This is a genomic window from Leucothrix mucor DSM 2157 (assembly GCF_000419525.1).
GTDB classification, from domain to species: domain Bacteria; phylum Pseudomonadota; class Gammaproteobacteria; order Thiotrichales; family Thiotrichaceae; genus Leucothrix; species Leucothrix mucor.
On record NZ_ATTE01000001.1, the window covers coordinates 1667093 to 1690038 of the forward strand.

Sequence of the window (22946 nt, forward strand, 5' to 3'; positions counted from 1 at the left end):
GTCAGGTAACACGACCCAACCATCCATAGCATACACAGTTCATTTATTTTGGCTATATGCCGAATAAACGTTTATCCAGGCTAAAGGTAAGTTTCCAACATCCTTGTTCTAACAAAACCGTTAGTCGATAAATACACAAGCTTCGGGGGTAAAACTGTGCATTAAAGCACCACAACAGTCCATTCCATTTGATCCATTGTGGCCCTATAGCGAACCCTTCCAGTTCAGCTGACGCTAAGGTCTCATTAAGCTTATGCGCATGCAAATAAATAATGATAATTTGGTGTTATTATTAAAATGAATCATTTTACTATTCAAAGTGAATAAATTGCTTATCTAGTAGACACTCAGGCTAATTAATATTCTAATAATGATCAGTAAGCCTATGAACCTAAATTAGAAATTTATTTCACCACAATCGGTTTAGTCCAATTATAGTGAAAATAGAGGTACGTAGATCAGGATTAAAGCTCACCACTAAACCCCCTAAAAACACAGTCATTGAATTTATTAATACCACCATAAAACAGCTATAAATGCATAGCTGATCGACAAAAAGGGAGAAAGTGAACCCTGAACTTTATTTTTTAGTTTGCTAATATGAACGAAATAACGATTAAAACCGACACTCAATTACTCCCCTTATTCCTTTAATCAAGTGATCTGAAACCATCTATGTTAAAAGCATCCGACACGCTGGACTCTCTGACACACAGTCAGATTCGTGATAACAACTTCATTCGCTTCCTGCCTAGCGGTGGCGAGTCGTACGAGGTTCGCTGGAAATTGTTAGACAAGGCTCGGCACTCAATTCACATAGCCACCTTTTCAATGATGAAAGATGAGACCACCGACCGCCTTGAAAAAGTGCTCATGGAAAAATTGAAGCAGGGTGTTGAGGTTCGGATTATTCTGGATGAAATCGTTAATCGCAGCACCTTCGCTGGTCCAATGATTAAACGATTACGCGCAGCGGGCGCGATGGTTCATGGCTATAACGGTTTGCTGGAAGAATGGTTGCCAACCCCGGCTCACCTTGGCCCATTCAAATATGCCATGCGCAATATCAAGCTTAAGCTAAAGCGCCATTATCATGAGAAATACATGATTGTGGATGGGCGTGATGTGGTTCTGGGTGGCATTAACTGGGGTGACAAGTATGCTTACGGCGGCATTAAATCTTTCGCTTGGCGGGATACTGATGTGTATATGCGTGGCCCGGTGGTTAACGATATCCAGATTCAGTTTCTAAAAGATTTCACTCGCTATCAAGACTGGGATCATCGTGATTCCTCTCAACCGGGCGGCTATCCGGAGTTTGTAATTCAGCAACAAGTACCGAGCGAAGCCGATATTCGCAACCAATACCCAAAGCACATTCCCGCACAAGCTGCCGAGGGCACCGCTGCAGTACGCTATGTGGCGCACAAGCCTTACGATGATAATGACCTGCCATTGACCAATGCGTTTTTATCCTTGATTGAGTCGGCAGAGCATTCTATTTACTGGGGCTGTCATGGTATTCGTCCGCCTAAAATTGTGGGTGAATACTTGGCTCAAGCCGTGGCTCGCGGCGTTAAAGTGCATTTGATTACCAATTCCCAGTACTCCTCGCAGTCGCTAATGGTCAAAGGCTTATTAGGTTGGATGTATAAGGAGTGCACCAAGCATTACCGCTGGTTACTAGAACGTGGCGTACACATCCACGAATGGCAGTTGGAAGGCGCATTTCACTCTAAAAACTTTTTGGTCGATAATGAAATTGCCTCAATCGGTTCATACAACATTGCACGTGGCTCGACCTATCATCACTCCGAAAGCAATGTCTTTGTGTACGACGCAGGCTTCTGCGCACAAGTCGCTCAGCAATTTCAGGATGATCTAACGCACTGCAAACCCATCACCTTAGAAGAGCATGGCGCACGTTTGCCCGCAGAAGATGCTTTTGCGCGCCCACTGCACGAGCGTGATCTGATGGTGAATAAGGAACTCATTCCCGAAACTATCCAAATGGAATTGGATACTGGTAATTACATAAGGATTTTGACATGAGTCTGTGGACACAGATTTACAACACCACACTAAAAATATTTGGTGATTTGAAGGTTTACAAGTTTCCGTTTTTCTTCCTGTATGACCCCGGCAGCTACCTGATCAAGGGCGATGAAACCCGCGAGATCATGAATATCTTAAAGCCCGGCGATATTGTGGTTCGTGGTTATAAAAATTACCTGGACGGCTACTTTATTCCAGGCTTTTTCTCACACGTGGGCTTGTATGTGGGTAATGTGCCGAACGAAGATAACATCACCTTATTACCCTCAGCGAAAACGGAATTTTATGCCGAAGGCGAGCAAATTATGATCCATGCCATGGCGGAAGGCGTGTTTATGGAAGACTTGCTCAACTTCTGTCGCTGTGATTACATACTGATACTGCGCTCAAAACACGTGACACAAGATAACGTCAACGAAATCTATAATCGTGCGCTCATGCGTCTTGGCACGCCTTACGATTTCAAATTCGACTTTGCGCAATACAATAATTTATCCTGTACCGAATTTGTGTATTTATGTCTGGAAGATATTCTGGAGCAGGAAGGTGTTAAGTTGCGAGACCGCCGCGCCCCAATAACACCACGCCCAACGTTGATCCCCGATGATTTTATCAATTCATCCCTTCAACAGGTTTGGCGGAGTAAAACAATACCCGATGGCAAGCTTGAAGCCATCCGCAGCAAGCCCTAATAACCGATAATAAATGACCCCAAGGAGCTTTAATGAGTTTTAGCGATCAGTCCAGTCCTTACCGCGTGCCTGCCGATGGCAAGTTTGATTTTTCCGAACTTAAAACCTCGCCAGGCGATGACGTTCCCGAAAAGTCAGCCCTCAAAAAAGCACTGAAAAAAGAAATCCAGAAAATCACCGAGCTGCAACATACTTTGTATGCCGAAGATAAGCGCTCTGTGTTAATGGTATTTCAGGCAATGGATGCGGCGGGCAAAGATAGCACCATCCGCGCCGTCCTCACTGGCGTCAACCCAGCTGGCTTTCAGGTGTTTTCATTTAAGCAGCCGTCCCAGCTGGAACTTGAACATGACTTCCTGTGGCGCACTCACTCACGCATGCCAGAGCGGGGCAGAATAGGGGTGTTTAATCGCAGTTATTATGAAGAAGTGCTGGTCGTTAAAGTGCATCCTGAATACCTGAGTAATGAGCGATTTGATTTGCCGGAGAATATGGATTCCTTCTGGGATGATCGCTATGAGTCAATTAATAACTCTGAAAAGCACTTAGAGAAAAATGGCACGGTCATTCTTAAGTTCTTTTTAAATGTGTCTAAGGATGAACAGAAACAACGTTTTCTCTCCCGCATTGATGATGAACATAAAAACTGGAAATTCTCCAGCTCAGACCTGAAAGAACGGGCGCTGTGGCCTCAGTATCAACAAGCCTATAAAGACCTGCTGGAAGTGACATCAACCGATATTGCACCGTGGTATGCGATTCCGGCGGATAACAAACCGTATATGCGCTTACAAGTGGCGACCATTCTGCGCAAAACGCTGGAAAATATGAATCCGCAATTCCCGCAGGTTGGTGACAATAAACTTGAACGTTTGCAGGAAGCTGAGCGCGTTTTAAATAACGAGAAAGACTAACAATTGATTGAACACAAAGCACTCGGGTAAATTATTACTAGCTTACTGATAATACTTGTGGGGCGGCTTATTTTAAGGTATTTCTTAAGCCATGAAATCAGCCCCCCATACCCCCGAACTGCTGTTTATCGATCTGAATAATTTTGCTGCGTATCCAACCTTAGCGGTTGGCTACCTGATCAGATCCCTTCGCGATGCTCAATTCAAAGTCAGGCTATTAAGCCCCTTGGCTTTGGGAGTACCTGCATTCACCCGCGACAATCCGGAAGGCTGGAAAGATCAGCTAATCAGGCGACTGTATTTTTCCGGTAATCCCATTATGAGTCGCAGCCGGGACTTCTTGCGAGAACAAGTCTCGCGCTGGAACTCAAGGCCGCACCCTGCGATGATTGCGGAGGTGGAACGCGCCATTGCAGCCAAACCTGCCGCCATCCTTATTTCTTCCTATTTAGATCACTATGAAATGTGCCGGTTTATTGGCGAACGCGCTAAAGCTGAAGGCATTCCCGTGTTATTGGGCGGGCCATTCTTCAACCTCAATCGCGTCACCGAGCAGTGGTTATCATTACCCGGCATTGCCGCCATTGTCGGTGGCGAAGTAGAGTTTGAGCTACCGCAAATGGTCAAGGCGCTATTAGCCGGTGATTCACTAAAAGGTCGCGCAGGCGTATTTACTCAAGACTCCGATGAAACCGTCAAACCACTACTACCTCTGCAAAACCTACAACGCTTACCCGTACCAGACTTTACGGACTTCCCATGGGAAAAGTACCCACACAAAATTATCCCACTGATGTCCGGTCGTGGCTGTGGCTGGGGTGCTTGTACCTTCTGCGGGGATGTCGTCTCAGCAAACGGTAGAACCTTCCGCTCACGTGGATTAGATGCTGTCTTACAAGAACTCAAGCAACAATCCGAAACCCATCAAAGCACCGACTTTATTTTTCTGGATATCAAACTCAACTCAGACCTTGAGCTCTGGTACGGCTTAATCGAAAACATACAACGCGTCGTGCTGGGTGCTCGCTGGATTGCCACCGTTCACGTTAACCACCTCGGTGATAATGGCTTAGACAAGGACACCTTATTAGCCGCCAGCAAAGCCGGCTTAACCCGTATCTCTTTCGGTTTAGAGTCTGGCAGCCAACGCCTGCTGGATACCATGAAAAAGGGCACCAAGGTCGAAGAAGCCGGTGACTTCTTAAAACATGCTTACGATGCTGGAATTAGCGTGCGTACTTCCATGATGCAGGGCTTCCCCGGCGAGACAGCGGATGACTTGCGGCTCACCGTGGAGTTCATAGATCAACACGAGCAATACCTGGATCGAATTCGCCTGTCACGCTTTAAACCCTTACCCGATACGCCGTTTGACCGCCTCTATCAAAAGCAACCCGAACGTTTCCCCTACATGAAGCATTTCAGCTGGGACTACAAACTCGCCCGCGGTTTATATCAGTACATGCCACCACGCGATAAGGAATACCGACAGCAGAAAAACCGCTTACTCAAACAGGTTTATCAAATTAATTGTAAGGCGCTAAGAGACGATGCCAGCAAGTTCAACGGGATGATGTAGTTTTACTATCGGCAATCTATTATATTTTTTGCTGGCTATGAAATTCCGCTTTCCGATAAACTGCCCGCTCTGTAACGATTACAGCCTAATCAATCCGTTTTAGTAATAGCAGTAAAATGTCAGGAGTAGTGACGTGTTTTCCATCAATATGAATATCGAAGATTACGATCAGGAACTGTATAACGCTTTGGCTGACGAAGCCCAGCGTCAGGAAGATCATATCGAATTGATCGCCTCTGAAAACTATACCAGCCCCCGCGTTATGGAAGCACAAGGTTCTGTGCTGACTAACAAGTATGCGGAAGGCTACCCTTCGAAGCGTTATTACGGCGGTTGTGAGTTCGTCGATGTCGCTGAAGATTTAGCTATTTCACGCGTTAAAGAATTGTTCGGTGCGGACTATGCCAATGTGCAGCCTCACTCCGGCTCTTCAGCTAACTTGTCTGTGTTTATGGCACTGCTTCAGCCAGGCGATACGGTTCTGGGTATGAGCTTGTCAGACGGTGGTCACTTGACTCACGGTTCTCACGTTAGTTTCTCTGGTAAAGTTTACAATGCGGTTCAGTACGGCCTGAAAGCTGAGACTGGCGAAGTTGATTACGATCAAGTTGAAGCACTGGCTAAAGAACACAAGCCAAAAATGATTATTGCTGGTTTCTCAGCATACTCTCGCATTATGGATTGGCAGCGTTTCCGCGATATTGCGGATGAAGTGGGTGCCATTCTGTTTGTGGATATGGCTCACGTTGCAGGTTTGGTTGCAGCGGGTATCTACCCATCACCAGTACAGATTGCTGATGTGACGACTTCAACGACTCACAAAACATTGCGCGGCCCACGTGGCGGTATCATTCTGGCTAAAGCTAATCCTGAAATCGAGAAGAAGCTGAACTCAGCGGTATTCCCGGGTACTCAGGGTGGCCCTCTAATGCACGTGATTGCAGCGAAAGCCGTTGCATTCAAAGAAGCAATGGAGCCTGGCTTTAAAGATTACCAAGTGCAAGTTGTGAAGAACGCACAAGCGATGGCCAATACCTTTATTGAGCGCGGCTTCAATATCGTGTCTGGCGGTACTGACAATCACTTATTCCTGCTGGATCTGATCGATAAGGGTCTGACGGGTAAGCAAGCTGACGCAGCACTGGGTAATGCCCACATCACGGTAAACAAAAACTCCGTACCAAACGATCCACAGTCGCCATTCGTGACCAGTGGTATCCGTATCGGTACGCCAGCGGTCACCACACGCGGCTTTAAAGAGCAGGATTGTGTTGATTTGACTAACTGGATCTGTGATATATTGGAAAACATTGAAGATCAATCTGTCAGCGACGGCGTTACAGCCAAAGTCAGTGAGATCTGCCAACGTCTTCCGGTTTACGCAGAGTAATAGTTTGTCATGCATTGTCCGTTTTGCAGTGCCACCGACACCCGAGTTGTGGATTCACGACTGGGTGCCGAGGGAGATCAGGTTCGCCGCCGCCGCAAATGCGGAAGCTGTGGTGAACGATTCACTACCTATGAAGTAGCCGACCTCAATATGCCGCGTGTGCTGAAAAGCGACGGGGTAGGGGAAGCCTTCAATGTGGAAAAGCTGCGAGCGGGTATGATGCTTGCGCTGGAAAAGCGTCCGGTCAGTATGAGTAGTATTGACCGGGCGATTCAGCAGATTAAGAAAAAAATTCTCAGCAGCGGCCTGCGCGAAGTCAAATCCCATTGGATTGGCGAGCGGGTCATGCACGAGCTGCGGGAGCTGGATGGCGTGGCGTATATTCGCTTTGCGTCGGTGTATCGCAGCTTTAACGACATCGATGAGTTTGTGGAAACCATCAACCTGATGGAACAAAAAGCGGCGACACAATCCGACAACTGAAGATTCTGCCATGCACTCTGACCAATATTCTCTGAACGCTACCACGCACCTGTCATTTATGGCACGCGCGATTACGCTTGCCCGCAAAGGTCAGTACACTACGCACCCCAATCCTCGGGTTGGTTGTGTCTTGGTTAAAGATGAGCAGGTCATTGCAGAAGGCTATCATCAGCGCGCTGGTGGCCCACATGCCGAAGTCGTGGCCTTACGCGCGGCTGGCGATGCGGCTAAAGGCGCAACCGCCTATGTCACTTTAGAGCCTTGCTCCCATACCGGTAGAACGCCGCCTTGTGCCGATGCATTGGTCCGTGCTGGCGTCAGTATTGTCGTGATTGCAATGCAAGACCCTAATCCTTGTGTTGCCGGTAGTGGCATTGCTCGCTTAAAAGCCGCTGGCATCCAAGTCATTTATGGCGTGATGGAAGCCGAAGCCCGCGCACTCAATCCGGGATTCATCCGGCGTATGGAGCATGGCTTGCCATTTGTTCGTCTAAAAATGGCGACCAGCCTAGATGGCCGTACTGCCTTAGCCTCTGGAGAAAGCAAATGGATTACGGGCGCCGCTGCGCGACGTGATGTGCAATTCTGGCGTGCCCGTAGCGATGCGATTCTAACCGGTATCAATACCGTTCTAGCCGATGACCCATCTTTGAATGTGCGCCTAAGCGCTCAAGAGCTTGGGATTGAAGGCGAAGTCATTCAACCGATTCGCGTGATTATGGATTCACAATTGCGCTGCCCGCCTGACATTAAACTCTTAAGCTTGCCCGGTGAAACGCTGATCTACACCAAGCGCTATAACTCCGATAAGGTTTATGAGTTAGAGCAGGCTGGCGCTACCGTCGTGGTATTGGAAAGTGCCGACCCAACCGCGCGTTTATCACTGGAAGCTGTGCTGCGCGACTTGGCAAAGCGCGAAGTGAATGAAATCCATATTGAAGCAGGCTCCATCCTTGCAGGCCAGTTACTGGAAACCGGCATGGCGAGTGAGCTATTATTATACATGGCGCCGAATATACTCGGCAGCGATGCCATGGGGGCCTTCCGATTACCCAACTTGCAGCAGATGCAGGACAGAATTAACCTGAAAATTCAGGATATTCGTGCAATTGGTGAAGATTGGCGTATCATAGCCGCCCTTGAACAAACACAGGTTGTATAGATGTTTACCGGGATTATTCAAGCCGTAGGTACCATACGCACACTCCGCGAAAAAGGCGGCGATGTCGCGCTACATGTGGGCACTGGCAAGCTCAAAATGAGCAATGTCGCACTGGGCGATAGTATCGCAGTGAATGGCGTTTGCCTGACTGCTGTGCAGTTAAGTGACGATGGCTTTGTCGCTGATGTCTCGCGCGAAACCTTATCGCTAACCTCCTTAGGCCAGCTCAGTACCGGCTCTTCTGTGAACCTCGAAAAAGCCCTGACCCTGCAAGACCATTTAGGTGGTCATTTGGTGAGTGGCCATGTCGATGGCTTAGGCATTGTCGAAGCGCGCCGTCACGATGCACGCTCCGAGTGGTTCCGCTTACAAGTCCCTGCTGAATTAGCAAAATACATTGCGGCCAAAGGCTCCATCACGATTGATGGCGTGAGCCTGACCGTCAACCGCGTGGATGGCTGCGCGTTTGAAATCAATATCGTTCCCCATACCTTGCAGGAAACCGTTATCGGCACCTATCAAGCGGGTACGAAAGTCAATCTTGAGGTCGATCTGGTAGCGCGTTATCTTGAACGCTTGCTGCAGGGCGACCAAGCTGCAATCAGCAGTTCAGGCCAAGGTGGAATCACCGAGGCATTTCTCGCCGAACACGGCTTCTAAAAAGCGTTAAAATCACTATGTTCAATTCCATAGAAGAAATCATCGAAGACCTCGCCAATGGCAAAATGGTCATTATTGTTGATGATGAAGACAGAGAGAACGAAGGCGACTTCCTGATGGTGTCCTCAAAGGTACGCCCGCAGGACATCAACTTTATGGTGACCCACGGTCGTGGCTTGGTGTGTATGACCATGCGCCGTGAGCGCTGCAAGCAGTTAGATCTGCCACTGATGGTATCTGCCACTAATGATGTTCATGGCACTAATTTTACGGTGTCGATTGAAGCCTCAGAAGGTGTAACGACGGGTATCTCTGCCTATGATCGCTCGCTGACCGTACACGCGGCAGTAGCACCGGATGCAACGCCGGCGTCGATCGTACAGCCTGGCCATATTTTCCCGATTATGGCGCAGCCTGGTGGCGTACTGACTCGTGCGGGCCATACGGAAGCGGGTTGTGATTTAGCGGCATTGGCAGGCTACGAGCCTTCTGCCGTGATTGTCGAAATCCTGAACGAAGATGGCACCATGGCTCGCCGTGATGATTTGGTTGGCATTGCTGAAAAGCACCAGCTGAAGATCGGCACCATTGAAGATCTGATTCGCTACCGTCTGGATAACGAGACAACGGTAAACCGTGTGTATGAAAAGACCATTGACACGGCACACGGCGAATTCAATCTGATTGCTTATCAGGATATTGCCAGCAACCAAACGCATCTGGCGTTGGTCAAAGGCGAGATCAGCGAAGATGATGAGGTGCTGACACGGGTGCATCTGGAAGATTCTGTGTGTGACTTGCTGTCGATGCGTGGCCCCGGAATGGGCTGGCCGCTGCAAGACGCAATGAAAACAATCAATGAAGCCGGCAAAGGCGTGGTTGTAATTTTACGCGAAGAGCGCACAAAGGTTGATATACTGGCACGCTTAGAGCAACTGGATGTGATTGCCGAAAGTCAGTCAGAAAAGCAACCAGAAGACAAAAAAGGCACGCCAGCAGAGCTACGTACCTACGGAATTGGTGCACAGATCTTATTGGATTTGGGCGTTCGCAAAATGTGCGTAATGAGTGCGCCGATGCACTTAAGCGGCATCGCCGGATTCGGGCTTGAGATAACCGGTTACAGACAGGAATAATTGAAATATGAGTAATGTTAAAGAATACGTTGGTGACTTCACACCCAATAAAGCGAAGTACGGCATCGCGGTCGCTCGCTTCAATGGCTTTGTGGTTGAAAGCTTGGTAGCAGGCGCAATTGACGCCTTAGTTCGTCACGGCGTTGATGAAAAAGACATTGAAATCACTCGGGTACCGGGCGCATTTGAATTGCCATTGATTGCTCAGCACATGGCTCAAAGCAAAAAGTACGATGCAGTGATTGCCTTAGGCGCAGTGATTCGTGGCAGCACGCCACATTTTGATATCGTTGCAAATGAGTCGGCTAAAGGCCTGTCGGCGGTTGGCTTACAGTCTGGCCTGCCAGTGGTTAATGGCATCCTGACAACTGACTCTATTGAGCAAGCTATTGAGCGTTGCGGCACTAAAGCCGGTAACAAAGGTGCGGAAGCGGCTCTGACAGCGCTTGAAATGGTATCTCTGATTAAGAAATTCAATGACTGAAATAACTCCCAATATGCAGCTGGTCACCCAGCGGCAGTTAGCCCGTAAGCTGGCGATGATCGCGGTTTACCAATGGCAAATGACCAACAATACGTATCAGGATATCTATCTGGCAATTCAGGACGATCGTGATTTGTCCAAAGATTTCCGTCGCTGTGACCCAGTCTATTTTCAGTCTTTGGTTCGCCATGTGATTGATAATACCGAAACTGTTGATGCGCATTTCTTGCCATTGCTGGATCGTGGTGTTGATCAGCTGGATCAGATTGAACTGGCGGCTTTACGCATTGGTATTACTGAACTTCAGCACCACCTTGAAGTGCCTTACAAGGTCGTAGTGAATGAAGCGGTAAACCTAACCAAGAAATTTGGTGCGGATCAGGCGCATAAGTTTGTAAACGGTGTACTGGATAAGCTGTCGAAGACACTTCGCGCAGCGGAAACCGGTCAATCGTGATCTGCGATTTAGGTATTTAAATGGCGGGCGAGTTTGATTTAATCGCCCGCTATTTTAGCTGGCCTGCGCACTCAGATAGCGTCAACCTCAGTGTTGGCGACGATGCTGCCTTATTGGATATATCCCCCAACCACCAACTGACCGTTTCGGTCGACACTTTGGTTCCCGGTGTACATTTTCCTGTTGATACCTCGCCTTATGATATTGGCCACAAAGCGCTCAGCGTAAATGTGAGCGATATCGCCGCAATGGGTGGTGAGCCTCGCTGGTTTACACTGGCACTGACATTACCCACTTATGATACTGCTTGGCTAGAAGGCTTTTCCGCCGGCTTACGCGCTGCTGCAGAAAGCTATGGCGTAGATTTAATTGGTGGCGACACCACCCGTGGCCCACAAACCATTAGTATCCAAATCATGGGTGAAACACCCGTCAGCCAAGCCTTACGCCGTAGTGCAGGTCAGATGGGCGATATTCTGTATACCACGGCAACCACAGGCGATGCAGCAGCAGGATTGGCTATTTATCTGGAACAACTTTCGGAATTATCAGCGCCGCAACAATACTGCCTGGATCGACTCAATCGACCTACAGCACGTGTTGCAGAGAGTCGTGTGATTCGTGACTATGCCAATGCCTGTATTGATGTGTCGGATGGTTTGTTACAGGATTTATCGCATATCCTGAAAGTTTCGGACTGCGGTGCGACCATTTACACCGATCAAATAAAATTCTCCCCAGCCTTAAAGCCGTTATACAATCACCAACAATGCCTGAGCTTTGCACTCACCGGCGGCGATGATTACGAGCTGCTATTTAGCGTGCCACAGGTAAAAAGCAAAGCATTTGAACAAGCCATGCAGCAATCCGGCTATACTTATCAGGCGATTGGTAAGCTGACTGCAAACAGTGGCTTGATTCGCGACCGACAAGGCAACCCATTAACCGCAACCGGCTTTCAGCATTTCTAATGACTCATTCAAATACACCAGCGCCACAAAAACCGACGCAAGCCGAGCTAGCCAGTATGGTTATGCGCAACCCCATTCACATTTTAGCGTTTGGTTTTGGTAGCGGCTTAGCGCCTTTTGCACCGGGTACTTTTGGAACAGTCGCAGCTGTCTTGCTATATCTGATGTTTCAATCGTTAGATGTGGTGACTTACTGCTTGCTAACGGCTGTAGTGTGTGTGGTTGGAATTTGGATTTGTGGACGCTCATCGGAGATGCTGGGCGTGCATGATCATTCTGGGATTGTATGGGATGAGTTTGCAGGCTACTTCATTACGATGATCGCTGCGCCCGCGGGCTGGGTCTGGATTATTATCGGATTTGCCTTGTTCAGGCTGTTTGATATTTTAAAGCCATGGCCCATCAAATGGGTCGACCAGAAAGTGCATGGCGGTTTAGGCATCATGCTGGATGACATTCTGGCTGGCTTTATTTCTTTGGCGATTTTACAGGTGCTGGCTTACTTTTTCGCTTAAGACCTTACCCATGACAAGCCTTGATTCGAATGGTGTATCAAGGCCTGACTCAACGCTTAAGCCACTTGCTTGGCAGGGCGCTTTACATCATCCGGACGGTTAGAGCGTGGCAAACGTACCGGCTGAGAGAACCCAGCTTCAGTTAGCGCCTTAGCCAAGGTATTTAACTCACGGATTTTCTGCAACACAAAGGCATTCTCAGCTGTTGCCGTGCCGGCAACTTCCGCATCCATATCTTCAACCGGCAAGTGCTGGAATGACAGATTAGTCGCTAACCATAAACGCTCTTTCAAGCGCTTAGCGAATGGTTGCAGGCGAGCTAATAAATCGCCCAAATCTGCTTTTACCAAAGACTCTGCACTGACTACGCCTAGCGATAAAATCTTATGGCGTGGCAACCAATCAATCACGCGCAATACTTGCTCTGGCGCACGACAAGCATCAATGTGCAGCGCCTGTACGGGCAACTGAGCGGCCAGCTGTAAATTCTTATTCAATGCACCAAAGCTACTAGCCACCATGATTTTAACCGGCGCACGCTGTAATCTGAAATAGCTGCTGCGGTAAGCATGCGTCCATTCACGGCTCAGCGGCTGCGATAACATTGGCTCATCCAACTGCAACCAAGGCAGTTTTGTTTCGCCTAGTTTGCTTAGCAATTTAGCGTATAAAGGCAGAACTTTATCTAGCAGCGCTAAACGCTGTGAATCATCCGTACACTCAACAGACCAGACCAAGCTAACCGGACCAAGGATAACCGCTTTGCACTGGTAGCCGGCTTTCGCCACGCGCTCAACCTGTGCCACTAACTCGCTGGCATCTAATGTCAGTGCTGCGTCATTAGTCATTACTGGCGCATTGTAATACTGCGTGCTATCGAACCACTCACGGCTCTTAGTTGCAGTCTGCTCCAAACCAAACAGGTGGTGATTAAACGCCAGCTGCTCGGTTACACTGCCAGCTTGCAAGGTTAACCAATCAGTGTGCACACGCTCATTAGCCGGGGCGAGTGTAGCGGCGGTATAAACCTGGCCTAATGTGTGTGTGGTAATCATAAATGGTCCTTAAATTTGCTGTCTGTTAGTCTATGATTGCAGTTTACAGCGATAGATTGATGATGAATAATGATAGTTACACAACTATCCATGAGCAGAACTAATCAATGATAGAGCGCATTCACTTACAGATCATTCTCGCTTTGCATCAGTACAAGACACTGACCGCCGCCGCCAGCTCACTAAATCTCTCGCAATCCGCGCTATCACACCAGATCAAACACTTAGAAGAGCGCTTAGGCGCTAAATTGTGGCAAAAAGAAGGGCGTCTATTGCGCTTAACCCAGCCCGGCGAGCAATTACTTAGCTGTGCGCAAAGCGTGATACCGGTATTGCAGCGGACCGAGCAGACTCTGCAAGCCTACGCAGAAGGGCGTCAGGGGAACTTGCGTATAGGCGTGGAGTGTTATCCCTGCTATGAGTGGCTAACGCGGGTAATTGCGGACTTTTTACAAGCCTCGCCAGATGTCGATGTGGATATTGTGCAGAAGTTTCAGTTTTCCGGTGTTGAGGGCTTACTGAATCACTCGGTCGACTTACTGATTACGCCTGACCCCTTTGAAAACCCATCGCTGATTTTTGAAGATTTGTTTGATTATGAATTGGTGCTGATGGTGGCTAAAGATCATCCGCTGGCTGATGTGGAGTATTGCACCCCGCCAATGCTATCTGATCAAACCTTGATATTATTTCCAGTGCCAATTGATCGATTGGATATTTACACCGAGTTTTTGATACCTGCGCACGTCAGTCCAAAAGCGCAGAAATTCACAGAGTCGATTGAAATGATGTTGCAGTTGACCGTCTGCCAGCGCGGTGTGTTTACGCTACCGCGCTGGCTGGCAAATCATTACTGTGAGCAATATCCACTTAAGCCCGTAAAACTGGGTAAAGAGGGCGTCTATAAAACGCTGTTTGCTGCCTTCAAAAAGATCGATATTGAAACACCGTATATCCATAGCTTTTTAGAGCTGGGAAAGCAAAAACAGCTTTAAGCCTATGGCTCTGTGCCTGCAAAGAAGCAACTTTAACAATTATTCCCAAGGCTGCTCGCGAGTACGAACCACCAAATCATTCTCCAACGTACGATGCACCGGACAACGATCTGCAATCTCAATCAACCGCTTGCGCTGCGCCTCGGTCAAATCGCCTTTAAGCTCAATATCGCGAGTAATGCGTTCGATTTTTCCGCTTTGGCCTTCACAGTCGGCGCAATCATCGGTATGAATACGCTCATGCTTTAGGCGCACATTGATATCTTCCAACGGGATTTTCTTGTGATTGGCATACATGCGAATCGTCATCGACGTGCAGGAGCCTAATGCCATTAACAGCAAATCATAAGGACTTGGGCCAAGGTTGCGACCACCAAAACTGACCGGCTCATCGGATAACACATGATGGTCTTCGGTATACAAACCACGCAGGAACTTTTGGTCCTTTTCAGTCACCAGTACTTCGCCATGCTCCAAGGTTTTCACCAAGGCTGGAACATTTTCAGACATGGTCAGCTGTACAGCCTCATCCGAATCCAGCGGCGCTTCATCTAAATAACGATCAGCCCAGCTAGCCAGCGTCTGTGCCACAAACTCAGCGTCAGCGGCTTTGGATAACATATGATCTGCATGATCCAGCGAAATAAAGCTCTTTGGATGCTTGGCCGCCTTGTAAATTCTAGCTGCTTCATCAACCGATACAATGTTATCAATCGGTGAATGAAATACCATCAGCGGGCGGCGTAGGTGGCCAATATGCTCAACATCAGCATGAGCGCGTAAATCATCCAGCAGCTGCTTTTGAACGTTAAATTTGCGTCCGCCAATATTGACTTCTGCTTTGCCATTGGCCTCCAGTTCACTCTGTGAGCCGGTAAACAAATGTTGTACGTGATCAGCGGTTGCTGGTGCGCCAATCGTCGCTAACGCTTTAATTGATGGCATACGATCAACTGCGCTTAGGATCGCGGCTCCACCTAGACTGTGCCCAATCAATAATTGCGGTGCTTTAAAGTCGCGCTCCATCATGGCAGTGGCAGCCAGCAAATCATCCACATTGGAGGAGAAGTTGGTGTTGCCAAAATCCCCGTCGCTATTGCCTAAGCCCGTGAAGTCAAAGCGAAATACCGCAATGCCATGCTTGGTTAATGCGCGTGAAATTCGTGAGGCAGCAGCGATATCCTTACCGCAAGTAAAGCAGTGGGCAAACAGCGCGTAGCTGCGAATGGCAGAACCTTCTGCGGGCGTTTCCATTAAGCCAGCTAATTGCTGACCTTGGGCGTTATCAAACGTGACTTTTTGGCGGGGCATAATAATTCCACTAGCTATTCGTGAGTGTTAATACGGTCGGCGGCTTATTTTAGATCAATTAGGCTGCAAGATAGTGTAATAGGGTGCGCAGTGCAATGGCAACCAATGCGCCATAAGCGGCAGGGCGGACCACGGATGCAACGCGTGGGCCAGCGCTCATTAGTATCGCCACGCCAGCTACATCAAATGGGGTAATCAACAAGCCCGCACTGATATGAAATTCTCGCAAACTAATAATATCTTGCTGCAAGTACTCGGTCATCACTCCCATCATGGCGGTACCGCCGGCAATCGCTTTGGTAATCAGTGGCAACAGCATTTCGGGAGATAAATCCAGCGCATTGAAGGTTGGGGTCAGCAGGGTTTCTATCCCGCTAATCATGCCGGACGAACGCAGAATATTAACCAGCAATAATGCCAGTACCAGCATTGGTAAGGAGCTTACTGCCAGATTAAACGCTTCGCGGCCGGCGCTATTAATTAACTCTAGTAAGCCGCGAGTGTCATTTGCGACCGGATGCTCAGGCAACTCAACAAAGGGTGCCTCGGCATCATTTAACCCACGACCAAACAGATAATAAGTGGAGGCCGCTCCAGCCAACGCACCAATCACCGAGATACCAATAATCAGCATGGTATTGGCACCAAACGCCGCCATCGGAAAGGTGACATTAGCTTGCGCTGCGCCAAATACCATCGCTAGCGTAGCTGCAATTTGCCGACGAGGAATCACGCTTTTATCCATCATTGCCAACGTGGCTAAGGGCGCAGCCACACCCACAAACAGCACTTGTATTAAGGCAAATAAACCCAAGCCCGGAATTCCAAATACACGTACGACTGGCGTCGAGTGCCTAACAATCCAATCCAAAATGCCGCGCGCTTCTAAAATGCGCATAATGGTTAGCATTACAATCATAATGGGCATCAATACAAACAATGCCAGCTCGACACCGGAACGCCCGGAGAGCAGTATTAAATCAGCAATTTCAGTCATGGTGTATCCGAAGCGGGATAGGTAAGAGGGCGGCTGTTAATCCGTTTGAGACAGGATATGATCCAACAAACCCTGCGAGGCTACTTCTACCATATCCAACACAGTTTCAAAACCCTGCGGACCACCATAGTAAGGATCAGGAACTTCGGTCTCCGGTCGCTGTGGCGCATACGACATCAGCAGGTGAACGCGTTGGCGCAGTGCCGGTGGCGTTAATTTTCGAAGTGCGCTCATATTGGCCTGATCCATCGCAATGACATAATCGAAGCGCTCAAAATCATCCACCGTAACCTGCCGTGCCCGTTGAGCAGACAAGTTATAGCCTTGCTTCAGTGCGGTGGATTGCGCACGTTTATCGGGCGGCTCGCCAACGTGATAGGCATGGGTTCCAGCAGAATCCACATGAATTTTATCACTCAGCTTATTGCGCTTAACCAATGCCTGAAATACGCCATGGGCGGTGGGTGAGCGGCAAATATTGCCCATGCAGACGAAGAGTACGTTTGTTTTACTCATGAATTGATACCCGAAAATAGCCTATGAAGAGTGCCGAACTTTGACATAATAAACGGCACCACTCAATGCAGGAATCCAAGCTTGAATCCAAACATAGACCCGCACTTAGCCACCATTATCCTTAACGCGACCGGCGCTAGTGAGTTATCGCTGGCTGGCACCATTCAAAACTTGTGGAGTGGTTATGGCAGTATCGACCGCTATCGTTTAACCGGCGGCGAACAAGCATCGGTAATCGTGAAGCACGTACGCCTACCCAAGCGCAGCGAGCACCCACGCGGCTGGAATACCAATCTCTCCCATCAACGCAAACTGCGCTCCTACCAAGTGGAAACTGCTTGGTATGCACAGTGGGCAGCCCGCTGCAATGAAGATTGCCGTGTACCGCATTGCTTATCGCTAGAGCAACGCGATGATGAGTTTCTAATGGTGATGGAAGATCTCGATGATAGCGGCTATCCCGCCCGCAGGGAGCAAGCCTCCCTAGCTGAAATCAATGTGTGCCTACATTGGCTAGCTAATTTTCATGCCACGTTTTTAGGTGAGAAGCCGCAAGGGCTTTGGGAGACCGGTACTTACTGGCATTTAGAAACTCGGCCTGATGAGCTAGCTGCTTTGCCTGAAGGCGCTTTAAAGCAAGCCGCCGCGAGCTTTGATCAACGCTTAAAAGACGCCTCCTTTCAAACCTTAGTCCATGGCGATGCCAAGCTGGCTAACTTCTGTTTTTCTGAAGATGGCACTGAAGTAGCCGCGGTTGATTTTCAATATGTTGGCGGTGGTTGCGGCATGAAAGATGTGGCGTACTTTATTGGCAGCTGCCTCGATGAACACGATTGCGAGCGGTTGGAAGGGCAGTTACTCGATACTTACTTTGCGGCGTTAAACACGGCCTTAGCCAAGCACCAGTCAACCATTAATCCACAAGCGGTTGAAGCGGCATGGCGACCATTATACGCCGTAGCATGGTCTGATTTTTACCGATTCCTGCAGGGCTGGAGCCCCGGCCATTGGAAAATTCACAGCTATAGCGAGCGACTCGCTAATGAGGTTATCTCAACATGACCACACACTCCCCAAATCCCGCGTACCTTGCCGACGATAAGCGCTACACGCAAATGACTTACCAGCGTTGTGGCCAGTCCGGCCTTAAGCTGCCTCGCTTATCCCTTGGCTTATGGCAAAACTTTGGCGCCGTTGATAACACCGTCAACTCACGAGATTTACTGCGCTGCGCCTTTGATAATGGCATTAACCATTTTGACTTAGCCAATAATTACGGCCCACCGTATGGCTCGGCAGAAGCTAATTTCGGCAAGTTGTTTCAAGCTGACTTCAAACTCATCAACCACGTTACAATCTGTTTGATCGCCGGATTGAAGAGGGCTTGTGTGAAGTGCTGGATGAGAGCGGAGTAGGTGCCATTGCATTTTCACCCTTGGCGCAAGGCGTACTGACTAACAAGTACTTAAACGGCATCCCTGAAGATTCACGCGCCGCCAACAAAGCCATTGTGCATTTAAGTGAGAATGATATTAGTGCCGAGAAAATTCGCAAAGCGCAAGCATTAAATCAAATTGCCGAAGCGCGAGGTCAGAACCTTGCACAAATGGCGGTGGCTTGGGTACTGCATAATCCGGCGATTACCTCCTGCCTGATTGGCGCCAGCAAAACCGCGCAGATTTTGGATTCGATCAAGGCGTTGGAGAATCTGACCTTTAGCGATGAAGAGCTTCACTCAATCCGTGAAATTATTAGCTAAATTGAGCCATCACAGGTCAAATACCTATAATTTTACGATAGCGTGGAATAGCACTACACAGAACGCCGTAGAAGTGATAGAAATAAGTGTGTTATTCGAAAACGAACCAATTCGCCAGATTTAGTGCTAATCCGGACGTTCATGTTCCGGCTGAAAACCCTCGCCGTCATAGCATAACCCCTGCTAAACGGTAAAAATGGAGTGAAGAATCTACATGGAAAAAAACAAAAGTCACAACAAGCTAAGCACACTGAAACGAACCAAACTTGATCATTACCACAGCCCGACAAAGTTTCGATTTGATACCTGGTACGCGCTGGAAGAATCTACTCAGCGCTTGCGTGACAAATACCGTCGGGGTGACAATACGGCGAAGGAGTTGGAGGCCACTCGCCAAGGGCTGGAAACCTTAAGCATTATCGAAGAATACACCGCGTTTCCATCGCAGGATGATTGCCAATATTTAAAGACCTTATTTGATGGCGAGGACTATTCCTTACTGGCGCAAACGGTCTCGTATATCGTGCGGGCTTTATCCAGTGAGCTGTACCGCACTCGCACTATCGACCTTGGCAATACCAAAGAACTGAACTCGCTGGATGCCATGAATGAGGCATCACGCCGTAATGATGATAACGTCAATAATCGTCACTATTTTGAAGTGCTGATTGTCGATGATGGCTCCGAGGAAGACACGGCGTCATTGCGCGACAGCCTGCGTCAGGTACGCCGTCCGGAAGATAATTTCATCTACGATGTGGTCATCGTACCGAGCTTGGAAGATGCACTGATTGCGGTGATGTTTAACTACAATATCCAAGCCTGCGTGATTCGCTATGGCTTCCCGCTGCACTCCAAAAATCATCTGGAGTTATTGCAGCAATACCTCACCAATATTGATGACAGCAGCTATGAAGACACGCCGGAGAAAGAACGTGGTCCGCTACTGGCTGATCTGATTCGCACTTTGCGCCCAGAGCTGGATTTATATCTGGTCACCAATACGGCAGTGGAAGATCTGGCCAGCCGCGTAAGTCGCCGTTTCCGACGCATATTCTATCGCCAAAAAGATCATCTGGAGCTGCATTTAAATATTCTGCGCGGCATACAGGACCGCTACCAGACGCCATTTTTCACCGCACTGCGTGAATACAGTCGCCAGCCAACCGGCGTCTTCCACGCCATGCCGATTTCGCGCGGTAAGTCGATTACCAAGTCGCACTGGATTCAGGACATGCTGCACTTTTATGGCATGAATATTTTCCTCGCGGAAACCTCTACCACGTCCGGTGGACTCGACTCCTTGCTGCAGCCACATGGGCCCATTAAAAAAGCTCAAGAGCTCGCCGCACGCGCGTTTGGCGCTAAGTGGACCTTCTTTGTCACCAACGGCACCTCGACCTCGAATAAAATCGTTGTGCAAGCACTGGTACGCCCGGATGACATTGTACTGATTGACCGCGACTGTCATAAATCGCATCACTACGGCATGGTGCTATCCGGTGCGCGAGTTAGCTATCTGGACTCTTATCCGCTACATGATTACTCCATGTACGGCGCAGTGCCGATTCGCGAAATGAAGGAACGCTTGCTGCAATATCGCGAAGCTGGCTTGCTCGATAAAGTGCGTATGCTATTGCTCACTAACTGTACCTTCGATGGCGTGGTGTATAACGTTGAACGCATTATGGAAGAGTGTTTGGCGATTAAGCCTGACCTGATTTTCCTATGGGATGAGGCCTGGTTTGCCTTTGCCGGTTGTGTGCCGACTTACCGTAAACGTACCGCCATGGCGACCGCAGCGCGCTTACTGAAAAAATACCGCACTGACGAGTACCGCGCGGAGTACGAAGCCTTTACCGAGCGCACCAAGGATATGAGCGATGAGGAGCTGCTCCATGAGCGCCTGATGCCCGATCCGGATAAGGTCCGCATTCGCGTTTATGCTACGCAATCCACTCATAAATCGCTGACCTCTTTACGTCAGGGTTCGATGATTCATGTCTACGATCAGGATTTCAAGCACAAGGTACGCCCATCGTTTACCGAAGCCTTTATGACGCATACCTCTACCTCCCCCAACTACCAGATTTTGGCCAGCTTGGATGTGGGTCGTCGGCAAGTAGAGTTGGAAGGCTTTGAGATGGTGCAGCATCAGCTGGAGCTGGCCATGGCCTTGCGCGAGCGGGTGGCAAAGAATCCATTAATCAGCAAATATTTCCGCTTCTTAGTCGCTAAGGATTTGATTCCGGCAGAGTATCGCCAATCGGGCATTGAGTCGTATTACAGTGTGGAAACCGGCTGGGCTAACAGCAGCATGGAGCAAGCTTGGGATCAGGATGATTTTGTCATCGACCCCACGCGCCTCACGCTGTACTTAGGTAAAACCGGCATCGACGGGGATACCTTTAAAAACGAATACCTGATGGATAAATACGGGATTCAGATCAATAAAACCTCCCGTAATACCGTGTTGTTTATGACCAATATCGGTACCACACGAAGCTCAGTCGCCTTCCTGTTGGAAGTGTTGGTACAGATTGCCACCGAGCTGGATCGGGACGCGGAGGATGCCAGTCAGGCAGAGCGCTTGATCAACCAGCGTCGGATTAAATCACTCTCTGAAGACTTGCCGCCGCTGCCAGACTTTAGCCGCTTTAGTCCGCAGTTTTTACGCGGTAAAGATGCCACTACGCCGGACGGTAAAATTCGTGATGCTTACTTCTTAGCCGCCGAACCTGATCAGTCGGAGTATTTCTTGCTGGATGATGGCAGTATCGAAGCGGAGATGGCAAAAGGGCGGGATTTGGTATCCGCGACTTTTGTGATTCCGTATCCACCAGGCTTCCCGATCTTGGTGCCGGGGCAGGTGATCAGTAAGGAGATACTGGACTTTATGCGCGCGCTGGATGTGAAGGAAATTCACGGCTATCAAGTAGAGCTTGGTTTGCAGGTGCTGACTGAAGAAGTGTTAGCAATACAAGCTAAGAAGCAGTAATCGCCTCAGCTTATCAGCCCGGTATTGGCATTTCGCCTTGCCGGGCTTTTTTAATGCAGACTGTAAAGGCTACAATTGCCCAAAAAATAGTATTTTATTGATAAGCATGCTATACAAAATAGACTATAAGCGCGGGAGAGCGTCGAAAAGATGCCAAAGCAAACTCTAGATAAATCATCGACCTCATTGTCGAAGCCAATCTATGACGCCTTAAAAGAGGACATCATTACCGGCAAGCTGGCGGCGGGGAAACCACTACGTCAGGACGAAATCGCCAAAGAGCATGGCGTGAGCAAAGTGCCGGTGCGTGAAGCATTGCTTAAGCTGGAGTCGGATGGCTTTGTGGTATTTCGCAAAAACTGCGGTGCGACGGTGCGTGAATTATCGATTGCTGAAATTTTGCATCTGATGGATATCCGCGTGGCGCTGGAGTGCAAAGCGCTGGAGCTGGCGATTCCGAACTTAATTCAAGCCGACTTGGTTGAGGCTAAAAGAATCTTAGACGAGTATACGGATGAGGATAGCCTGAGCTATTGGAGTAAGATGAATCAGCGTTTCCACCACCTGCTGTATGAGCCTTGTGGCAATGTGCAGTTGCTGGAGATGATCGCTGAAGTGCAGCGTAAAATGGGGCCAACCATTCGCTTACTGGTGACTGAAACAACCGGATTAACCAGACCGCAAGCAGAGCATCGGGACATTCTAAGCGCCTGCGAAGCTAATAATGTGGCTTTGGGCGTGGAGTTGCTCAAGCAGCACATTGAAACCACTAAAAAAGAAACCGCCGCCATGTTACGGCGACGGGATCAATAGACTG

23 protein-coding genes are annotated in these 22946 nt (G+C 48.9%); 19 read left to right on the forward strand and 4 right to left on the reverse strand.

Annotated elements, in window-relative coordinates:
- The first annotated feature begins 675 nt into the window (after nt 1–675).
- The 13 genes from LEUMU_RS0107420 (at nt 676) to LEUMU_RS0107480 (ending at nt 12498) form a co-directional block, all read left to right on the forward strand.
- A complete protein-coding gene (locus LEUMU_RS0107420; RefSeq protein WP_022951650.1) occupies nt 676–2052 on the forward strand; it encodes a phospholipase D-like domain-containing protein in 1377 nt (458 codons plus the stop codon).
- Nucleotides 2049–2747, forward strand: a complete 699-nt coding sequence (locus tag LEUMU_RS0107425) for a YiiX/YebB-like N1pC/P60 family cysteine hydrolase (protein ID WP_022951651.1) — start codon at nt 2049–2051, stop codon at nt 2745–2747. Before LEUMU_RS0107420 ends, LEUMU_RS0107425 begins: the two co-directional genes overlap by 4 nt.
- A gap of 32 nt (nt 2748–2779) precedes the next feature.
- Nucleotides 2780–3661 carry a PPK2 family polyphosphate kinase gene (locus LEUMU_RS0107430; RefSeq protein WP_022951652.1) on the forward strand — a complete coding sequence of 294 codons (882 nt, stop codon included), beginning with the start codon at nt 2780–2782 and terminating at the stop codon, nt 3659–3661.
- Between the two features lie 91 nt (nt 3662–3752).
- Nucleotides 3753–5240, forward strand: a complete 1488-nt coding sequence (locus tag LEUMU_RS0107435; protein WP_022951653.1) for a B12-binding domain-containing radical SAM protein — start codon at nt 3753–3755, stop codon at nt 5238–5240.
- 148 nt (nt 5241–5388) lie between these two features.
- Nucleotides 5389–6630, forward strand: coding sequence for a serine hydroxymethyltransferase (gene glyA / locus LEUMU_RS0107440; RefSeq protein WP_022951654.1), 1242 nt, complete (start codon nt 5389–5391; stop codon nt 6628–6630).
- Nucleotides 6631–6639: 9 nt separating this feature from the next.
- The gene (gene nrdR, locus LEUMU_RS0107445) at nt 6640–7113 is read left to right on the forward strand and encodes a transcriptional regulator NrdR (RefSeq protein WP_022951655.1); all 474 of its coding nucleotides are present in this window, start codon (nt 6640–6642) and stop codon (nt 7111–7113) included.
- A 10-nt stretch (nt 7114–7123) separates the two neighbouring features.
- The gene (gene ribD / locus LEUMU_RS0107450; protein WP_022951656.1) at nt 7124–8275 is read left to right on the forward strand and encodes a bifunctional diaminohydroxyphosphoribosylaminopyrimidine deaminase/5-amino-6-(5-phosphoribosylamino)uracil reductase RibD; all 1152 of its coding nucleotides are present in this window, start codon (nt 7124–7126) and stop codon (nt 8273–8275) included.
- The gene (locus LEUMU_RS0107455) at nt 8276–8935 is read left to right on the forward strand and encodes a riboflavin synthase (protein WP_022951657.1); all 660 of its coding nucleotides are present in this window, start codon (nt 8276–8278) and stop codon (nt 8933–8935) included.
- Nucleotides 8936–8952: 17 nt separating this feature from the next.
- Nucleotides 8953–10071, forward strand: a complete 1119-nt coding sequence (gene ribBA / locus LEUMU_RS0107460) for a bifunctional 3,4-dihydroxy-2-butanone-4-phosphate synthase/GTP cyclohydrolase II (RefSeq protein WP_022951658.1) — start codon at nt 8953–8955, stop codon at nt 10069–10071.
- A 7-nt stretch (nt 10072–10078) separates the two neighbouring features.
- Nucleotides 10079–10555, forward strand: a complete 477-nt coding sequence (gene ribH, locus LEUMU_RS0107465) for a 6,7-dimethyl-8-ribityllumazine synthase (protein ID WP_022951659.1) — start codon at nt 10079–10081, stop codon at nt 10553–10555.
- A complete protein-coding gene (gene nusB, locus LEUMU_RS0107470) occupies nt 10548–11012 on the forward strand; it encodes a transcription antitermination factor NusB (RefSeq protein WP_022951660.1) in 465 nt (154 codons plus the stop codon). The genes ribH and nusB overlap by 8 nt, the downstream gene beginning before the upstream one ends.
- 20 nt (nt 11013–11032) lie before the next feature.
- Nucleotides 11033–11983 carry a thiamine-phosphate kinase gene (thiL, locus tag LEUMU_RS0107475; RefSeq protein WP_026744576.1) on the forward strand — a complete coding sequence of 317 codons (951 nt, stop codon included), beginning with the start codon at nt 11033–11035 and terminating at the stop codon, nt 11981–11983.
- A complete protein-coding gene (locus LEUMU_RS0107480; protein WP_245570689.1) occupies nt 11983–12498 on the forward strand; it encodes a phosphatidylglycerophosphatase A family protein in 516 nt (171 codons plus the stop codon). The genes thiL and LEUMU_RS0107480 overlap by 1 nt, the downstream gene beginning before the upstream one ends.
- 56 nt (nt 12499–12554) lie before the next feature.
- Here the strand turns inward: LEUMU_RS0107480 and LEUMU_RS25105 are convergent, their stop codons facing one another.
- Nucleotides 12555–13553 carry a uroporphyrinogen decarboxylase/cobalamine-independent methonine synthase family protein gene (locus tag LEUMU_RS25105; RefSeq protein ID WP_022951662.1) on the reverse strand — a complete coding sequence of 333 codons (999 nt, stop codon included), beginning with the start codon at nt 13551–13553 and terminating at the stop codon, nt 12555–12557.
- Between the two features lie 107 nt (nt 13554–13660).
- Here LEUMU_RS25105 and LEUMU_RS0107490 point away from each other — a divergent pair, with 107 nt between their 5' ends.
- Nucleotides 13661–14548, forward strand: a complete 888-nt coding sequence (locus LEUMU_RS0107490; protein WP_022951663.1) for a LysR family transcriptional regulator — start codon at nt 13661–13663, stop codon at nt 14546–14548.
- 39 nt (nt 14549–14587) lie between these two features.
- On the opposite strand, the gene LEUMU_RS0107495 is transcribed toward LEUMU_RS0107490, so the two are convergent.
- From LEUMU_RS0107495 to LEUMU_RS0107505, 3 genes are read right to left on the reverse strand one after another with little or no spacing between them, the layout of a single operon-like run.
- On the reverse strand, nt 14588–15859 hold the full coding sequence (locus LEUMU_RS0107495; RefSeq protein WP_022951664.1) for a bifunctional alpha/beta hydrolase/OsmC family protein: 1272 nt from the start codon (nt 15857–15859) through the stop codon (nt 14588–14590).
- 58 nt (nt 15860–15917) lie between these two features.
- The gene (locus tag LEUMU_RS0107500; RefSeq protein ID WP_022951665.1) at nt 15918–16856 is read right to left on the reverse strand and encodes a nucleoside recognition domain-containing protein; all 939 of its coding nucleotides are present in this window, start codon (nt 16854–16856) and stop codon (nt 15918–15920) included.
- Nucleotides 16857–16892: 36 nt separating this feature from the next.
- Nucleotides 16893–17372, reverse strand: a complete 480-nt coding sequence (locus LEUMU_RS0107505; RefSeq protein ID WP_022951666.1) for a low molecular weight protein-tyrosine-phosphatase — start codon at nt 17370–17372, stop codon at nt 16893–16895.
- Nucleotides 17373–17453: 81 nt separating this feature from the next.
- On the opposite strand from LEUMU_RS0107505, the gene LEUMU_RS0107510 reads away from it, so the two are divergent.
- The 5 genes from LEUMU_RS0107510 to LEUMU_RS0107525 all read left to right on the forward strand — a co-directional run bounded on the left by LEUMU_RS0107510 (nt 17454) and on the right by LEUMU_RS0107525 (nt 22942).
- Nucleotides 17454–18434, forward strand: a complete 981-nt coding sequence (locus LEUMU_RS0107510; protein WP_022951667.1) for a phosphotransferase — start codon at nt 17454–17456, stop codon at nt 18432–18434.
- Nucleotides 18431–18787, forward strand: a complete 357-nt coding sequence (locus LEUMU_RS29140; protein WP_051155984.1) for an aldo/keto reductase — start codon at nt 18431–18433, stop codon at nt 18785–18787. The genes LEUMU_RS0107510 and LEUMU_RS29140 overlap by 4 nt, the downstream gene beginning before the upstream one ends.
- The gene (locus LEUMU_RS29145; protein WP_051155986.1) at nt 18766–19131 is read left to right on the forward strand and encodes an aldo/keto reductase; all 366 of its coding nucleotides are present in this window, start codon (nt 18766–18768) and stop codon (nt 19129–19131) included. Before LEUMU_RS29140 ends, LEUMU_RS29145 begins: the two co-directional genes overlap by 22 nt.
- Nucleotides 19132–19345: 214 nt before the next feature.
- Nucleotides 19346–22129 (forward strand): aminotransferase class I/II-fold pyridoxal phosphate-dependent enzyme, encoded by a 2784-nt coding sequence (locus LEUMU_RS0107520; RefSeq protein ID WP_022951668.1) that lies wholly within the window; start codon nt 19346–19348, stop codon nt 22127–22129.
- 150 nt (nt 22130–22279) lie between these two features.
- Complete coding sequence (locus LEUMU_RS0107525) at nt 22280–22942, forward strand: GntR family transcriptional regulator (protein ID WP_022951669.1); 663 nt, start codon at nt 22280–22282, stop codon at nt 22940–22942.
- Nucleotides 22943–22946: the final 4 nt, after the last annotated feature.

Coding starts and splice junctions, on each gene's coding strand:
- LEUMU_RS0107420 (WP_022951650.1), top strand. CDS start 676: ATGTTAAAAGCATCCGACACGCTGGACTCTCTGACACACAGTCAGATT.
- LEUMU_RS0107425 (WP_022951651.1), top strand. CDS start 2,049: ATGAGTCTGTGGACACAGATTTACAACACCACACTAAAAATATTTGGT.
- LEUMU_RS0107430 (WP_022951652.1), top strand. CDS start 2,780: ATGAGTTTTAGCGATCAGTCCAGTCCTTACCGCGTGCCTGCCGATGGC.
- LEUMU_RS0107435 (WP_022951653.1), top strand. CDS start 3,753: ATGAAATCAGCCCCCCATACCCCCGAACTGCTGTTTATCGATCTGAAT.
- glyA (WP_022951654.1), top strand. CDS start 5,389: ATGAATATCGAAGATTACGATCAGGAACTGTATAACGCTTTGGCTGAC.
- nrdR (WP_022951655.1), top strand. CDS start 6,640: ATGCATTGTCCGTTTTGCAGTGCCACCGACACCCGAGTTGTGGATTCA.
- ribD (WP_022951656.1), top strand. CDS start 7,124: ATGCACTCTGACCAATATTCTCTGAACGCTACCACGCACCTGTCATTT.
- LEUMU_RS0107455 (WP_022951657.1), top strand. CDS start 8,276: ATGTTTACCGGGATTATTCAAGCCGTAGGTACCATACGCACACTCCGC.
- ribBA (WP_022951658.1), top strand. CDS start 8,953: ATGTTCAATTCCATAGAAGAAATCATCGAAGACCTCGCCAATGGCAAA.
- ribH (WP_022951659.1), top strand. CDS start 10,079: ATGAGTAATGTTAAAGAATACGTTGGTGACTTCACACCCAATAAAGCG.
- nusB (WP_022951660.1), top strand. CDS start 10,548: ATGACTGAAATAACTCCCAATATGCAGCTGGTCACCCAGCGGCAGTTA.
- thiL (WP_026744576.1), top strand. CDS start 11,033: ATGGCGGGCGAGTTTGATTTAATCGCCCGCTATTTTAGCTGGCCTGCG.
- LEUMU_RS0107480 (WP_245570689.1), top strand. CDS start 11,983: ATGACTCATTCAAATACACCAGCGCCACAAAAACCGACGCAAGCCGAG.
- LEUMU_RS25105 (WP_022951662.1), bottom strand. CDS start 13,553: ATGATTACCACACACACATTAGGCCAGGTTTATACCGCCGCTACACTC.
- LEUMU_RS0107490 (WP_022951663.1), top strand. CDS start 13,661: ATGATAGAGCGCATTCACTTACAGATCATTCTCGCTTTGCATCAGTAC.
- LEUMU_RS0107495 (WP_022951664.1), bottom strand. CDS start 15,859: ATGCCCCGCCAAAAAGTCACGTTTGATAACGCCCAAGGTCAGCAATTA.
- LEUMU_RS0107500 (WP_022951665.1), bottom strand. CDS start 16,856: ATGACTGAAATTGCTGATTTAATACTGCTCTCCGGGCGTTCCGGTGTC.
- LEUMU_RS0107505 (WP_022951666.1), bottom strand. CDS start 17,372: ATGAGTAAAACAAACGTACTCTTCGTCTGCATGGGCAATATTTGCCGC.
- LEUMU_RS29140 (WP_051155984.1), top strand. CDS start 18,431: ATGACCACACACTCCCCAAATCCCGCGTACCTTGCCGACGATAAGCGC.
- LEUMU_RS0107520 (WP_022951668.1), top strand. CDS start 19,346: ATGGAAAAAAACAAAAGTCACAACAAGCTAAGCACACTGAAACGAACC.
- LEUMU_RS0107525 (WP_022951669.1), top strand. CDS start 22,280: ATGCCAAAGCAAACTCTAGATAAATCATCGACCTCATTGTCGAAGCCA.